This window comes from Izhakiella australiensis, assembly GCF_002006995.1.
Taxonomy (GTDB): Bacteria; Pseudomonadota; Gammaproteobacteria; order Enterobacterales; family Enterobacteriaceae; genus Izhakiella; species Izhakiella australiensis.
Genome location: NZ_MRUL01000013.1, coordinates 111,259 through 124,369, shown reverse-complemented (window position 1 = coordinate 124,369; position 13,111 = coordinate 111,259). Strand labels below are relative to the sequence as shown.

Sequence of the window (13,111 nt, the reverse complement as noted above, 5' to 3'; positions counted from 1 at the left end):
CGGTTACGTAATGAATTTACGTGTTCACTCTTCAAGACTTGATACATCAAATAGTTTTGCGATATCAATCCTGCGAGTGCCCACACAGATTGTCTGATAAATTGTTAAAGAGCGTGCGACGCGGCGTACAGCCTGCTGTCGCGAGGTGGCGTATATTACGCATTCCTCTTTCAGAGTCAATTCATTTTTCAGAATTCTTCTCCGCTCCGGCGCCTGCCGGACTGACCTGCCAGCGTTGCCGCCTTGCCGTGTCAGTGGGTGCGCATTATAGGGCGCAGCGAGCCGCTGACAAGGGTTATTTGCAAAAACAGTACCGTTCGCTCACTTTTCAATCTCCCCGCTGATTTAATCGACGCTTATGTCAAAAAAGGCCGCTATGCGACCCTTTCTGACAGGGGAAGACCTACTGTGAAGCAACGATATCGCCGTCTTTGACGTCCATTGAGATCGGTTTACCCGGCACGAAAGCGCCAGAGAGGATCTTCTGCGCCAGCGGGTTTTCGATCTCCTGCTGAATCGCTCTTTTCAGCGGGCGAGCGCCGTAAACCGGGTCGTAACCATTTTTACCTAAAAGTTGCAGCGCTTCATCGCTGATCTGCAATTCATATCCCCGCTCTTCCAGGCGCTGATAAAGGCGATGCAGCTGAATTTTGGCAATCGAAGCAATATGCTTTTCGCCCAGCGGATGGAAAACCACCAGCTCATCGATACGGTTAACAAACTCCGGACGGAAATGATGACCAACCACAGACATCACCAACGCTTTCATTTCATCATAGTTCAGATCGCCAAAGCGTTCCTGAATCAGATCCGAGCCAAGGTTCGATGTCATGATAACCACCGTATTGCGGAAATCGACCGTACGCCCCTGACCATCGGTGAGACGGCCATCATCCAGTACCTGGAGCAGAATATTGAACACATCCGGGTGCGCTTTTTCCACTTCGTCAAGCAGGATAACCGAATAAGGACGACGCCGGACCGCTTCCGTCAGGTATCCGCCCTCTTCATAGCCCACGTATCCAGGAGGCGCCCCCACCAAACGGGATACCGCATGTTTTTCCATAAACTCTGACATATCGAGGCGCACCATCGCGTCATCGCTGTCGAACATAAAATTAGCCAGCGCTTTACAAAGCTCGGTTTTACCCACGCCGGTCGGACCAAGAAACAGAAACGAACCAATCGGCCGGTTAGGATCAGCCAGCCCCGCCCGGCTGCGGCGAATCGCGTTGGATACCGCTTCCACCGCCTCATCCTGACCAATTACGCGCTGGTGAAGTTCGTGCTCCATGCGCAGCAGCTTATCCCGCTCGCCTTCCATCATCCGGGCTACGGGGATCCCCGTCCAGCGCGCCAGCACGTCGGCAATCTCAACGTCGGTAACGCGATTGCGCAGCAGCTTCATCGTCTTACCTTCAGACTGCGTGGCAGCGGTAAGCTGTTTTTCCAGCTCCGGAATTTTACCGTATTGCAGTTCTGACATCTGAGCCAGATCGCCCTGACGCCGCGCCTGCTCCATCATAAGACGCGCCTGCTCCAATTCTGCTTTAATCGTCTGAGTACCGGAAAGCGATGCCTTTTCCGCTTTCCATTCTTCTTCCAGCTCGGAGTAATCGCGCTCTTTTTGTGTCAGCTCTTCCTCAAGCATATCAAGGCGTTTAATGCTGGCATCATCAGACTCTTTTTTCAGCGCCTGCTGCTCCAGCTTTAACTGTATAATTCGCCGTTCGAGTCGATCCAGCGACTCGGGCTTAGAGTCGATCTGCAGACGAATACTGGACGCAGCTTCATCGATTAGATCGATAGCCTTATCCGGCAGCTGCCGGTCAGCAATATAGCGATGCGACAGCGTGGCGGCTGCGACAATAGCCGGATCGGTAATCTGCACGTGATGATGCAGCTCATAGCGCTCTTTCAGCCCGCGCAAAATGGCAATGGTGTCTTCCACGCTCGGCTCAGCAACAAAAACTTTCTGAAAACGACGCTCCAGTGCGGCATCTTTTTCAATGTACTGGCGATATTCATCAAGCGTGGTGGCGCCAACGCAGTGAAGCTCACCGCGAGCCAGCGCGGGTTTCAGCATATTACCGGCATCCATTGCGCCGTCGGCTTTACCCGCACCCACCATGGTGTGTAATTCATCAATAAACAGGATGACATTCCCTTCCTGCTTCGCCAGATCGTTCAGCACGCCTTTCAGGCGCTCTTCGAACTCACCGCGATATTTGGCGCCGGCAACCAGTGCGCCCATATCGAGCGCCAGAACGCGACGCCCTTTCAGCCCTTCCGGAACTTCGCCATTGATAATGCGCTGAGCCAGACCTTCAACGATAGCCGTTTTACCAACGCCAGGCTCACCAATAAGTACCGGGTTATTTTTAGTTCGGCGTTGCAAGACCTGGATGGTGCGGCGAATTTCTTCATCGCGCCCGATAACCGGGTCCAGCTTTCCTTGTTCGGCCCGTTCGGTAAGGTCGATAGTGTATTTTTTCAAAGCCTGACGCTGATCTTCTGCGCCCTGATCGTTCACGTTTTCTCCCCCACGTATTTGTTCGATCGCTTTCGTCAGCTTATCGCTGGTGACGCCGGCAGATTTCAGTAAATCGGCCAGCGAACCGCGCGAGTCGAGCGCCGCCAGAACAAACAATTCAGATGAAATAAAGTTATCGCCGCGCTTTTGCGCCAGCTTGTCGCAAATATTCAGTACGCGAATCAAATCGGCAGAAGGTTGCACGTCGGCATCGCTGCCCTCAACCTGAGGAAGGCGGCTAATCGCCTGCTCAATGCCGGTTCGCAGGCTGGCAACATCGGCGCCGGCAGTGGTCAGAAGCGGGCGCACAGAGCCCCCTTCCTGATTGAGCAACGCGCTCATCAGATGCAGTGGTTCAATAAATTGATGATCGCGCCCAAGTGCTAAAGACTGGGCGTCGGCGAGAGCAAGCTGGAATTTGTTAGTAAGACGATCCAGACGCATAATTTCCCCCTACAGGTCAAAATTGCTACTGGAGATTAAATGAGGTCTGTCCTCAAATTTTCAAGTTTCCTGACCCGTTTTTTTGCTGGAAAAAACACCAACCTGGATCGTCTTAGGGCGCTAATTTATATCAGCCAAATCAAACTTGCCATACGGCCCGTGATTCCATCACGCCGGTAGGAGAAAAATTGACCAATTTGCTGATAGGTACAGACCCCTCCGCCGCTAACGGACTCAATGCCCGTGGCCTGGAGACGCTGGCGCGCCAGCTGCCAGAGATCGGCATAAAACTTGTCGCCGGCAGGGACAAAAGCGGCGGCGGCAGCCTGATTGTGATTAATAAAAGCATCGCGCACTTCACCGCCGACCTCAAATGCCTGAGGTCCGATAGCCGGTCCTAGCCAGGCCATGATCTGATGCGGCGGGGCATTGAACGTTTTCAAGGTTTGTTCAATGACTCCGGCCAGTAATCCACGCCAGCCAGCATGTACCGCCGCGACCTCATCGCCATGCGTCGAACACAGCAGCACAGGCAGGCAGTCAGCGGTCATAACAGCACAAACCACGCCGCGCTGATGAGTATAAGCGGCATCGGCGCGCGGCGCCGATTGGGCAGAAGGCAGGATCACGACCTCCGTTCCATGTACCTGCTCCAGCCAGACGGGCGGGGATGGCAATTCAGCCAGCCGATTCAACCGCTGACGGTTAAGCGCGACATGCTCAGGCTTATCGCCAACGTGCGCTCCCAGGTTAAACGCCTCCCAGGGGCGCTGACTAACACCGCCCTGCCGCGTAGTGCTACAGGCACATACTGACGCCGGCGCTTTCCACTGCGGCAGCAGTAAACTCATAGCCAGTCCAGCTGATCTTTAAATTCCTCGGTATCAGCCTTCAGCGCATCAATCAGGTCGACCATGTCCTGCGGAATCTCAGCATGCCACTCCATCTCAATGCCGCTAATCGGGTGGTAAAGCCGCAGCATGGTGGCATGAAGCGCCTGGCGATCAAACTGTCGCAGGGTGCTGATAAAGCGATCGGAAGCCCCTTTTGGCGGACGCGGACGCCCGCCATACAGCGGATCGCCGACCAGAGGATGGTTAATATGCGCCATATGAACGCGGATCTGATGAGTACGGCCGGTTTCAAGGCGTAGCCGCAGGCGGGTATGGGCACGAAAATGTTCCATAATGCGGTAATGCGTTACCGCAGGCTTACCCATCGGGTGGACGGCCATATGCGTGCGCTTGGTCGCATGGCGGGTAATCGGCTGCTCAACCGTGCCGCCAGCCGTCATATTACCGATAGCGACCGCTTCATATTCTCGGGTTATTTCGCGCAGCTGCAGCGATTCCACCAGATGTGTCTGCGCGGGAACGGTCTTCGCGACCACCATCAGTCCCGTGGTGTCTTTATCAAGACGGTGAACGATACCGGCACGCGGCACGTCGCCGATTTGCGGATAATGATAGAGCAACGCGTTGAGTACCGTGCCATCAGGATTACCCGCGCCGGGATGAACGACGAGGTCGCGGGGCTTATTGATAATCAGAATATCGTCATCTTCATAGACGATATTAAGCGCAATATTCTGTGGCTCCCAGCGGGCTTCTTCTTCAATTTCAGCGTCAATTGCCACCTGCTCGCCGCCGAGCACCTTGACTTTGGGCGTATCTGCCACGCTGCCGTTTACCCGGACGCGGCGATCCAGAATCCACTCTTTTATGCGTGAACGTGAATAATCAGGGAACAATTCGGCCAAAGCCTGATCTAAGCGTTGTCCAAGTTGTGATTCGGACACCGTTGCGGTGAGTTGTACTTGTTGTGCCATAAACAGCTTCTTCGTTAACGTTGGGTTTTCACGGCGTAGCCGTTAATATATTGTGCTATCGTACCTGGTCACTATCGAAAGCTTAACGGACAGCTTTCGCAATAACACTCTGAGGATAATCAAATCGTCATGACGCGTATGAAATATCTGGTGGCTGCAGCCACGTTGAGCCTTGCACTTGCCGGCTGTTCCGGCTCCAAGGAGACGGTGCCTGACAGCCCGCCTGCCGAGATTTATGCCACGGCCCAGCAAAAGCTGCAGGACGGTAACTTTAAAGGCGCCATCACGCAACTGGAAGCGCTTGATAACCGCTATCCATTCGGTCCTTACTCCCAACAGGTGCAGCTGGATCTTATCTACGCGTATTACAAAAATGGCGATCTTCCACTCGCTCAGGCAGCTATCGATCGCTTTCTGCGTCTGAATCCAACGCATCCGAACATTGACTACGTTATCTACATGCGTGGTCTGACCGATATGGCAATGGATAACAGCACGTTGCAGAACTTCTTTGGCATCGATCGTTCCGACCGCGATCCGGAACATGCGCGCGTCGCATTTCGCGATTTCACGCAGCTGCTGCGTGGTTATCCCAACAGCCTGTATGCCAACGATGCCAGATTGCGCCTGATTTCTTTAAAAGACCGCCTGGCGAAATACGAGTTAGCCGTGGCGCAATTCTACACTAAGCGCGGCGCGTATGTCGCCGTTGTTAACCGCGTTGAGCAAATGCTGAAGGATTATCCGGATACGCAGGCAACGAAGGCCGCACTGCCGCTGATGGAAAATGCCTACCGTAAGCTACAGCTTAATGGCGAAGCGGAGAAAGTCGCCAAGCTTATCGCTGCAAACCGCACCAGCTAACAGCATTCATTGTTAACGCAAAAAGGCAGCCGTGGTGGCTGCCTTTTTGCTGCTTAATTCATCAAATTTTCTGTTTTGAAAATCTGTTATCCAGTCAACTATGTCAGCCCAGGCTATGAAATTCAAGAGCCAAAAATGGGTTAACCCGCCCTTTTCACATATTTCATTTCTTTGACAAAAAGTGACCTAATTTTTTGATCCAGATCAAACATTAACCCATTTGTGGCGCTATTCTGGACTTACCCGGACGGAAATGACAGAGAGGTAAGCACTATGATTCTGAACATTACCAGTAAACAGATGGAGATTACCGAAGCTATCCGCAATCATGTCGAAGAGCGTCTTGCTAAACTGGAAAAATGGCAAACGCAACTAATCAATCCGCACATTGTCTTGTCAAAAGAATCCAACGAATTCGTCGCCGATGCGAACATCAACACCCCTAACGGCCCGTTGGTTGCCAGTGCTAAACATATCGACATGTACTCTGCCATTAATGATTTAATAGGCAAGCTGGAAAAACAACTGAATAAAGCCCAGCACAAAGGTGAAGCACGCCGCGCTTACAGCAGCGTGAAAGACCTTAGCCTTAGTGAATAATTGGTTATTAATCGACAACACGCGCCTCAGGGCGCGTTTTTTATTGACAGCCTATTTTTAACAAGGTTATTGTTCTAACCTGTCGCAGCCAAAGATTCCTGAAACATGCAAGTAAACCTGTTCTTCTTCGCATTCTTTTTTACCTTCCCCTGAACGGGAGGCGTTTCGTCGTGAAATAAGAATGCGAAGACGAATAATAAAGCCTCCCGAAAGGGAGGTTTTTTTTTGAACGACTGAAAGGTACAGAAACACGATGAGCATGGACAACCCTTTACTGTCATTGCGCGATAAAATAACCGCGCTGGACGAGAAGTTACTGATATTGCTTGCAGAACGGCGCGCCCTTTCCGTCGAAGTGGCTAACGCTAAGATGCTGACAAAACGGCCGGTACGCGACATTGCTCGCGAACGTGAACTGCTGGAAAAGCTGATTGAAAAAGGAAAATTGCAGGGTCTGGACGCCCATTATGTTACGCAGCTTTTTCAACAGATCATTGAAGACTCAGTGCTGACCCAGCAGACGCTATTGCAACAGCACCTCAACCAGACGGGCAGTGAAAATGCGCGCATCGCCTTCCTTGGTCCAAAAGGTTCCTGGTCACACATTGCCGCGCGCAAATATGCCGCGCGCCATTTTGAAAATGTGATAGAAAGCGGCTGTCTGAAATTTAATGACATTATTCAGCAAGTTGAAACCGGACAGGCCGACTATGCCGTGGTGCCGATTGAAAACACCAGCTCCGGATCGATTAACGACGTGTACGACCTGCTGCAAAATACCAGCCTGTCCATTGTCGGCGAACTGACCATCCCCATCGATCACTGTGTGCTGGTCGCCGGCACAACGGACCTGCAGCAAATAAAAACCATATACAGCCATCCTCAGCCTTTCCAGCAGTGCAGTCAGTTCATCAGCCGCTTTGCGCAATGGAAAACCGAATACACCGAAAGTACCGCAGCGGCAATGGAGAAAGTCGCGGCGATCAACAGCCCGCACGTCGCCGCGCTGGGTAGCGAAGCCGGCGGCGCTTTATATGGCCTGCAAGTTCTGGAACGAGACCTGGCAAATCAGAAGCAAAACATTACCCGTTTTATCATTCTGGCGCGCAAGCCGGTGGAAGTGACGTCTCAGGTGCCAGCCAAAACCACGCTGCTGATGGCAACCGGTCAGCAGGCTGGTGCGCTGGTAGAAGCATTGATGGTCCTGCGCAATCATAATCTTATTATGAGCAAGCTGGAGAGCCGGCCGATTCACGGCAACCCGTGGGAGGAGATGTTTTATATTGATGTACAGGGAAACCGGCGCTCTGAGGCTATGGAGAACGCACTGAAAGAACTGCAAGGCATCACCCGCTTCCTGAAAGTGCTGGGATGCTACCCCAGCGAAAACGTCGTACCCGTAGAGCGCGGCTAAAAAAAGTCCCTGATTAAGGGACTTTTTTATTACTGACGGCTGTCATTTGCGGAACGCAGCATCGCCCTGCTTTCCGTCATGAAGCGGGGCGCGTAATCGCCAAACCAGCGTTCAACCTTACGAAAGCTATCAATAAAGGCCTGCTTATCACCTTTTTCCAGCAGCGCAATCGCCTCGCCAAAGCGGCGATAATAACGCTTTATCAGTGCCAGATTGTTCTCCGAAGACATAATGATATCGGCGTAAAGCTGAGGATCCTGCGCAAACAGCCGACCTACCATCGCCAATTCCAGGCGATAAATCGGTGAGGAAAGCGCCAGCAGCTGCTCCAGCTCAACGTTTTCTTCCGTCAGATGCAGACCATAAGCAAAAGTGGCAAAATGGCGTAAGGCCTGGATAAACGCCATATGCTGATCGTGTTCGCTGGCGCTAATACGATGCAGGCGAGCGCCCCATACCTGAATTTGCTCCAAAAACCACTGGTAAGCTTCCGGATGGCGACCATCACACCAGACAACAACCTGCTTTGCCAGGCTGCTGGTATCCGGACCAAACATTGGGTGCAATCCCAACACCGGACCTGGGTGTGCGGCCAGCATCGCCTGCAACGGTACATTTTTAACCGAGGCAATATCGACCAGAATGCAATCCTTCGGCAGCGGAGGCAGCTGTGCAATCACCTGCTCAGTCAGATGAATCGGCACGCTGATGATGACCATTCCCGCCTGCCCCAGCATGGTTTCGGCGCTATCCCACTGCTCTTTATCGAGAATTTGTACCTGATAGCCAGACAGCGTGAGCAGCTTTTCAAACAGCCGCCCCATTTGCCCTTTGCCCCCTACGATAACCACCGGCCGCAGCGCGGGATTCATGGTCTTAAAACCTTTATCATTTTCGCTGGCGTAGGACTCACGCATAACACGCCGCAGCACGTCTTCGATCAGGTCCGGCGGCACGCCCAGCTTTTCAGCTTCATGTCGCCGGGAGGCGAGCATCGACGCTTCCCGCTCCGGAACATAAATAGGCAGTCCGGCCTTACTTTTGACCTCACCAACTTCGGCAACCAACGCCAGACGTTTTGCCAGCAAATCCAGCAGCGCCTTATCAACTTCATCGATCCGATCGCGCAGCGCGGTTAATTCAGCCACCATTATTTTATGCCTCTTATGCCAGACGCGCCGCCAGTACGCCCTGCAAACCCTGATGGATTTCCCGCAATAATGAGTCCGTGACCTGCCAGTTAATACAGGCATCGGTGACGGAAACACCATACTTCATATCAGAACGCGGCTGCTCAGAAGACTGATTGCCTTCATGCAGGTGACTTTCCAGCATCAGCCCCATAATCGAGCGGTTACCATCTTTGATTTGCGCCACAGCAGATTCTGCCACGCCGGGCTGGCGACGATAGTCTTTATTAGAATTACCATGGCTGCAATCTATCATTAAGGCCGGACGCAGTCCCGCTTTCAGCATCTCTTTTTCACACTGTGCAACGTCTTCCGGGCCGTAGTTAGGCGCCTTACCACCGCGCAAAATGACGTGACCATCAGGATTGCCCTGCGTTTGCAGCAGGCAAACCTGGCCTGACTGGTTGATCCCGACGAAACGGTGCGGCATGGCAGCGGCGCGCATAGCATTAATCGCCGTCCCCAGGCTGCCGTCAGTACCGTTTTTAAAGCCAACCGGCATGGAAAGACCAGAGGCCATTTCCCTGTGGGTTTGCGATTCAGTGGTGCGCGCACCGATCGCTGACCAGCTAAACAGGTCACCGAGATACTGCGGGCTGTTAGGATCCAATGCTTCCGTGGCCAGCGGCAGCCCCATTTCGACCAGATTGACCAGCAGCTGGCGGGCAATATGCAGACCAGCCTCCATATCAAAGGAGTTATCCATGTACGGGTCGTTGATTAATCCTTTCCAGCCAACGGTGGTGCGGGGTTTTTCAAAATAAACGCGCATAACGATATACAGCTGGTCTTTCAGCTGATCGGACAAGGTTTTTAACTGACGAGCGTATTCAAGAGCCGCTTCGGTATCATGAATTGAACAAGGACCGCAGACCACCAGCAGACGATGGTCACGACCGGCAATGATGTCAGCAATAGTCTGGCGTGAAGTCGTAATCTGAGCTTCGAGAGCGGCACTGAGCGGGAACTTGTTTTTCAGCTCTTCAGGCGTGATTAAAATTTGTTCGTCAGCGATATGAATATTATTAACTGCATCTTTCTGCATGATAGCGACCCTGTCATTTCGTTATGCGTATAGCGTGACCTTCAAAGGATGAATAAATGTACCATAATTGATACATAACAGACCACATGCCTGTACATAAAAATAACCATAGATAACTAAAAACAAAAAATATAAATAAAAACAAATAGTTAAATAATGACGACAAAATTAATATGTAAACCTAACTATACACCTCTTCTTGCTATGGCTTAGCTTTATTCTTAACGGTGAACATCCGCGACGGCTGGGCTCCGGTAGCAGGCAGCGATAAAAGATGCATTACAGAACCCGCCGCTTAAAGATGACGCAGCGTGACAAGAGTGGTACGGTTATCGCGAAATCAACTGGCGGTGCTGTCTGAAAAGATTAATAAGCCGTCTGGCAGCGATATTATCAGCCGGCCCAAAATAAAGGCGTGCATTATGAAGGTAAACCTACGTCCCTGGCAGGATGAACATGCCGCTGAATTTTCTCACGCCGTAATCAGTTCACTGGATACGCTGAAACCATGGATGATATGGGCCAGTGAAGATTTTGGCGCCAGCGAAGCCAAACGCTGGTTCGCGATTACCCATCATTTGCGGGCAACCGGCCAGGCCGAAGAATTTGGTCTGTTTACTGACGATGGCTATATCCTTGGCGGAGCCGGCATCCGCTTTCCTCAGCAGATGGAAATCCTGCCTTCAATTGGTTACTGGGTACGTAGCAGCGAACAGCGCAAAGGCATCGCCACCGCGGCGGTAAGGGCGCTGTTAGAAATGGCGTTTACCCGCCCGGAGATTGAAAAGGTAGAAATCCTCGCCGCAGAGGCCAATATCGCCAGTCGCACCGTCGCGATCCGCGCCGGCGGCGAGCTGACTGCTATTCGCTACGGTTTAATCGTGCTGGATAGCGGCCCGGTTAACACCGCTATTTATCACATCTCGCGCAGGTAAATATCTGCTAAGCCTGTGCAACCACCGTGGCAGGTGCGCGTTTTGCAATAAAAATCCAGCCTGAATACTGTGGTCATTTGTGGACGATTTAGATTTCACGTGGACACGCCGCGAACACCAAACAAAAAAGGGGTTAGCTTTACGCTAACCCCTTGTTTGCTATTAACTTTGAGATGTCGCTTACGCGAGCTCTTAGTTAAGACGCTCTTTAATACGAGCTGACTTACCAGTGCGCTCACGCAGGTAGTACAGTTTGGCTTTACGTACGGCACCACGACGCTTAACGGTGATGCTGTCAATGACCGGTGAATGCGTCTGGAATACACGCTCAACACCTTCGCCGTTAGAAATTTTACGAACAGTGAATGCAGAGTGCAGACCGCGGTTACGAATAGCGATAACCACGCCCTCGAATGCCTGCAGACGTTTTTTAGAACCTTCAACAACCCATACTTTCACTTCCAGGGTATCACCCGGACGGAAGGGAGGTACGTCCTGCTTCATCTGCTCTTGTTCAATTTGCTTAATAATGTTGCTCATAATTTAATCTCTTATCCTGGGTAAACTGATATTCAGGAGGGGTCAGGCGTCGCCTGCACGCTCCCATCATCGTTATGCTGTTGCTGATATTCACACTGGAACTGTTGCAACAACCTTGCTTGCTCTTCAGTCAGAGCCAGGTTTTCCAGAAGTTCAGGTCTTCTTAGCCAGGTTCGGCCCAGCGACTGTTTCAGGCGCCAGCGGCGGATATCCGCATGGTTCCCCGACAATAATACCGACGGGACGTCCATTCCTTCCAGCACTTCAGGGCGAGTATAGTGCGGACAATCTAATAGCCCGTCAGAAAAGGAATCCTCTTCTGCCGACGCTTGTTTCCCCAGCACCCCCGGAATAAACCGGGCAACCGAGTCAATCAACGTCATTGCGGGTAGTTCGCCGCCGCTGAGCACATAATCACCAATTGACCATTCTTCATCAATTTCGGTATGAATAATGCGCTCATCGATACCTTCATAGCGGCCGCAGACCAGAATCAACTTCTGATTCGCCGCCAGCTCACACACGCCGGACTGATCCAGCTTGCGCCCCTGAGGTGACAGGTAGATCACCTTTGCACCTTCCCCTGCCGCTGCTTTCGCTGCATGAATCGCATCCCTTAAGGGCTGCACCATCATCAGCATTCCCGGTCCGCCGCCGTATGGACGATCGTCCACCGTACGATGTCGGTCATGCGTGAAGTCGCGTGGACTCCAGCTTTGAATGCTTAGCAGGCCATTCTTTACTGCCCGGCCAGTTACCCCGTAATCGGTAATCGCGCGAAACATTTCAGGAAAAAGGCTAATAACACCAATCCACATCGCCTGCGCCGTTTTACCATTGAATCCGGAGGTCAAAAACCAGGATCCCAATCTACTTCAATAAAGCCAGTAGCGAGATCGACTTTCTTGATAACCTGTTCGTTAAGAAACGGAATTAACCGCTCCTTTACGCCAAACGCATCTTTGAGATTTGCCTTCACTACCAGAACGTCGTTAGAACCGGTTTCCATCAAATCAACGACTTTACCCAGTTCATAACCCTTAGAGGTCGTTACTTTGCAACCAATAAGGTCTTTCCAGTAGTAGTCGCCTTCTTCCAGCGACGGCAGAGAATTAGCGTCAACGACGACTTCGCAATTGGTCAGCAGCGCTGCCGCATCACGATCGTCAATGCCCTTGACCTTAATTATGATCTCCTGACTGTGGCGCTTCCAGCTTTCCAGCTCGACCTGCTGCCACTTACCGGCCCGTTGAATAAACCAGGGCTGGTAGTCAAAAATGCTTTCGGCGTCTTCGGTGGAAGAAAATACCTTGAGCCAACCACGAATTCCGAACGCTGCACCCAGTTTGCCCATCACAATGGGGTTTTCAGGAGGCAGATCGGTTTGTTGCTTGCTCATGCCAGCCACCGTAACAGATTAAGCTGCTTTCTTAGCTTCTTTGATCAGCGCATTAACGCGATCAGAGAGAGTAGCGCCCTGGCCAACCCAGTGCTCAATGCGATCCAGATCCAGACGCAGTGCTTCAGCCTGACCAGAAGCGATCGGGTTGAAGAAGCCTACGCGCTCGATAAAGCGACCGTTGCGAGCATTGCGGCTGTCAGTAACGACTACCTGATAAAACGGACGCTTTTTAGCGCCGTGACGTGCCAAACGAATTGTTACCATAACATCCTCTTCAGTTAATAAAACAACCGGGCCCCATCGAGGAACGGGGCCC

Annotated in this window: 14 protein-coding genes and 1 other annotated feature; of the genes, 4 read left to right on the top strand and 10 right to left on the bottom strand. The window is 52.0% G+C overall.

Going from position 1 to position 13,111, the window contains the following annotated elements:
• Nucleotides 1-403: 403 nt before the first annotated feature.
• The 3 genes from clpB to rluD form a co-directional block, all read right to left on the bottom strand.
• Nucleotides 404-2,977 (bottom strand): ATP-dependent chaperone ClpB, encoded by a 2,574-nt coding sequence (clpB, locus tag BTJ39_RS17275; RefSeq protein ID WP_078003925.1) that lies wholly within the window; start codon nt 2,975-2,977, stop codon nt 404-406.
• A gap of 125 nt (nt 2,978-3,102) precedes the next feature.
• Nucleotides 3,103-3,828 (bottom strand): purine nucleoside phosphorylase YfiH, encoded by a 726-nt coding sequence (gene yfiH, locus BTJ39_RS17270; RefSeq protein ID WP_078003924.1) that lies wholly within the window; start codon nt 3,826-3,828, stop codon nt 3,103-3,105.
• Nucleotides 3,825-4,805 (bottom strand): 23S rRNA pseudouridine(1911/1915/1917) synthase RluD, encoded by a 981-nt coding sequence (gene rluD / locus BTJ39_RS17265; protein WP_078003923.1) that lies wholly within the window; start codon nt 4,803-4,805, stop codon nt 3,825-3,827. Before rluD ends, yfiH begins: the two co-directional genes overlap by 4 nt.
• Before the next feature lie 129 nt (nt 4,806-4,934).
• Between rluD and bamD the strand changes: the two genes are divergently transcribed.
• Together bamD and raiA are read left to right on the top strand one after the other, a co-directional pair.
• The gene (gene bamD / locus BTJ39_RS17260; protein ID WP_078003922.1) at nt 4,935-5,669 is read left to right on the top strand and encodes an outer membrane protein assembly factor BamD; all 735 of its coding nucleotides are present in this window, start codon (nt 4,935-4,937) and stop codon (nt 5,667-5,669) included.
• A gap of 273 nt (nt 5,670-5,942) precedes the next feature.
• Entirely contained in the window at nt 5,943-6,269 is a 327-nt protein-coding gene (gene raiA, locus BTJ39_RS17255) for a ribosome-associated translation inhibitor RaiA (protein WP_078003921.1), read from the top strand.
• Between the two features lie 66 nt (nt 6,270-6,335).
• Here raiA and BTJ39_RS25180 read toward each other — a convergent pair whose 3' ends face one another.
• Nucleotides 6,336-6,530: a hypothetical protein gene (locus tag BTJ39_RS25180; protein ID WP_139356371.1), complete on the bottom strand. Its 195-nt coding sequence runs from the start codon at nt 6,528-6,530 to the stop codon at nt 6,336-6,338.
• Nucleotides 6,374-6,497 (top strand) — a sequence feature (Phe leader region). It overlaps the preceding gene by 124 nt.
• Here BTJ39_RS25180 and pheA point away from each other — a divergent pair.
• Entirely contained in the window at nt 6,523-7,683 is a 1,161-nt protein-coding gene (gene pheA / locus BTJ39_RS17250) for a bifunctional chorismate mutase/prephenate dehydratase (RefSeq protein WP_078003920.1), read from the top strand. The two genes, BTJ39_RS25180 and pheA, sit on opposite strands and share 8 nt — an antisense overlap.
• Nucleotides 7,684-7,712: 29 nt before the next feature.
• Here the strand turns inward: pheA and tyrA are convergent, their stop codons facing one another.
• Nucleotides 7,713-8,834: a bifunctional chorismate mutase/prephenate dehydrogenase gene (gene tyrA, locus BTJ39_RS17245; RefSeq protein ID WP_078003919.1), complete on the bottom strand. Its 1,122-nt coding sequence runs from the start codon at nt 8,832-8,834 to the stop codon at nt 7,713-7,715.
• Between the two features lie 13 nt (nt 8,835-8,847).
• Complete coding sequence (locus tag BTJ39_RS17240) at nt 8,848-9,918, bottom strand: 3-deoxy-7-phosphoheptulonate synthase (protein WP_078003918.1); 1,071 nt, start codon at nt 9,916-9,918, stop codon at nt 8,848-8,850.
• Nucleotides 9,919-10,340: 422 nt separating this feature from the next.
• On the opposite strand from BTJ39_RS17240, the gene BTJ39_RS17235 reads away from it, so the two are divergent.
• Nucleotides 10,341-10,853, top strand: a complete 513-nt coding sequence (locus tag BTJ39_RS17235) for a GNAT family N-acetyltransferase (RefSeq protein ID WP_078003935.1) — start codon at nt 10,341-10,343, stop codon at nt 10,851-10,853.
• A gap of 192 nt (nt 10,854-11,045) precedes the next feature.
• On the opposite strand, the gene rplS is transcribed toward BTJ39_RS17235, so the two are convergent.
• The 4 genes from rplS to rpsP are packed head-to-tail and all read right to left on the bottom strand — an operon-like array spanning nt 11,046 to nt 13,059.
• Nucleotides 11,046-11,393 carry a 50S ribosomal protein L19 gene (rplS, locus tag BTJ39_RS17230; RefSeq protein ID WP_078003917.1) on the bottom strand — a complete coding sequence of 116 codons (348 nt, stop codon included), beginning with the start codon at nt 11,391-11,393 and terminating at the stop codon, nt 11,046-11,048.
• A 32-nt stretch (nt 11,394-11,425) separates the two neighbouring features.
• Nucleotides 11,426-12,211, bottom strand: coding sequence for a tRNA (guanosine(37)-N1)-methyltransferase TrmD (gene trmD / locus BTJ39_RS17225; protein WP_176110349.1), 786 nt, complete (start codon nt 12,209-12,211; stop codon nt 11,426-11,428).
• Between the two features lie 32 nt (nt 12,212-12,243).
• The gene (gene rimM, locus BTJ39_RS17220; protein WP_078003916.1) at nt 12,244-12,792 is read right to left on the bottom strand and encodes a ribosome maturation factor RimM; all 549 of its coding nucleotides are present in this window, start codon (nt 12,790-12,792) and stop codon (nt 12,244-12,246) included.
• A gap of 18 nt (nt 12,793-12,810) precedes the next feature.
• A complete protein-coding gene (gene rpsP / locus BTJ39_RS17215; RefSeq protein ID WP_033739514.1) occupies nt 12,811-13,059 on the bottom strand; it encodes a 30S ribosomal protein S16 in 249 nt (82 codons plus the stop codon).
• Nucleotides 13,060-13,111 lie beyond the last annotated feature (52 nt).

Bases quoted from the DNA above. Each gene is read 5' to 3' on its own strand.
- clpB (WP_078003925.1), bottom strand. From the start codon at position 2,977: ATGCGTCTGGATCGTCTTACTAACAAATTCCAGCTTGCTCTCGCCGAC.
- yfiH (WP_078003924.1), bottom strand. From the start codon at position 3,828: ATGAGTTTACTGCTGCCGCAGTGGAAAGCGCCGGCGTCAGTATGTGCC.
- rluD (WP_078003923.1), bottom strand. From the start codon at position 4,805: ATGGCACAACAAGTACAACTCACCGCAACGGTGTCCGAATCACAACTT.
- bamD (WP_078003922.1), top strand. From the start codon at position 4,935: ATGACGCGTATGAAATATCTGGTGGCTGCAGCCACGTTGAGCCTTGCA.
- raiA (WP_078003921.1), top strand. From the start codon at position 5,943: ATGATTCTGAACATTACCAGTAAACAGATGGAGATTACCGAAGCTATC.
- pheA (WP_078003920.1), top strand. From the start codon at position 6,523: ATGAGCATGGACAACCCTTTACTGTCATTGCGCGATAAAATAACCGCG.
- BTJ39_RS25180 (WP_139356371.1), bottom strand. From the start codon at position 6,530: ATGCTCATCGTGTTTCTGTACCTTTCAGTCGTTCAAAAAAAAACCTCC.
- tyrA (WP_078003919.1), bottom strand. From the start codon at position 8,834: ATGGTGGCTGAATTAACCGCGCTGCGCGATCGGATCGATGAAGTTGAT.
- BTJ39_RS17240 (WP_078003918.1), bottom strand. From the start codon at position 9,918: ATGCAGAAAGATGCAGTTAATAATATTCATATCGCTGACGAACAAATT.
- BTJ39_RS17235 (WP_078003935.1), top strand. From the start codon at position 10,341: ATGAAGGTAAACCTACGTCCCTGGCAGGATGAACATGCCGCTGAATTT.
- rplS (WP_078003917.1), bottom strand. From the start codon at position 11,393: ATGAGCAACATTATTAAGCAAATTGAACAAGAGCAGATGAAGCAGGAC.
- trmD (WP_176110349.1), bottom strand. From the start codon at position 12,211: ATGTGGATTGGTGTTATTAGCCTTTTTCCTGAAATGTTTCGCGCGATT.
- rimM (WP_078003916.1), bottom strand. From the start codon at position 12,792: ATGAGCAAGCAACAAACCGATCTGCCTCCTGAAAACCCCATTGTGATG.
- rpsP (WP_033739514.1), bottom strand. From the start codon at position 13,059: ATGGTAACAATTCGTTTGGCACGTCACGGCGCTAAAAAGCGTCCGTTT.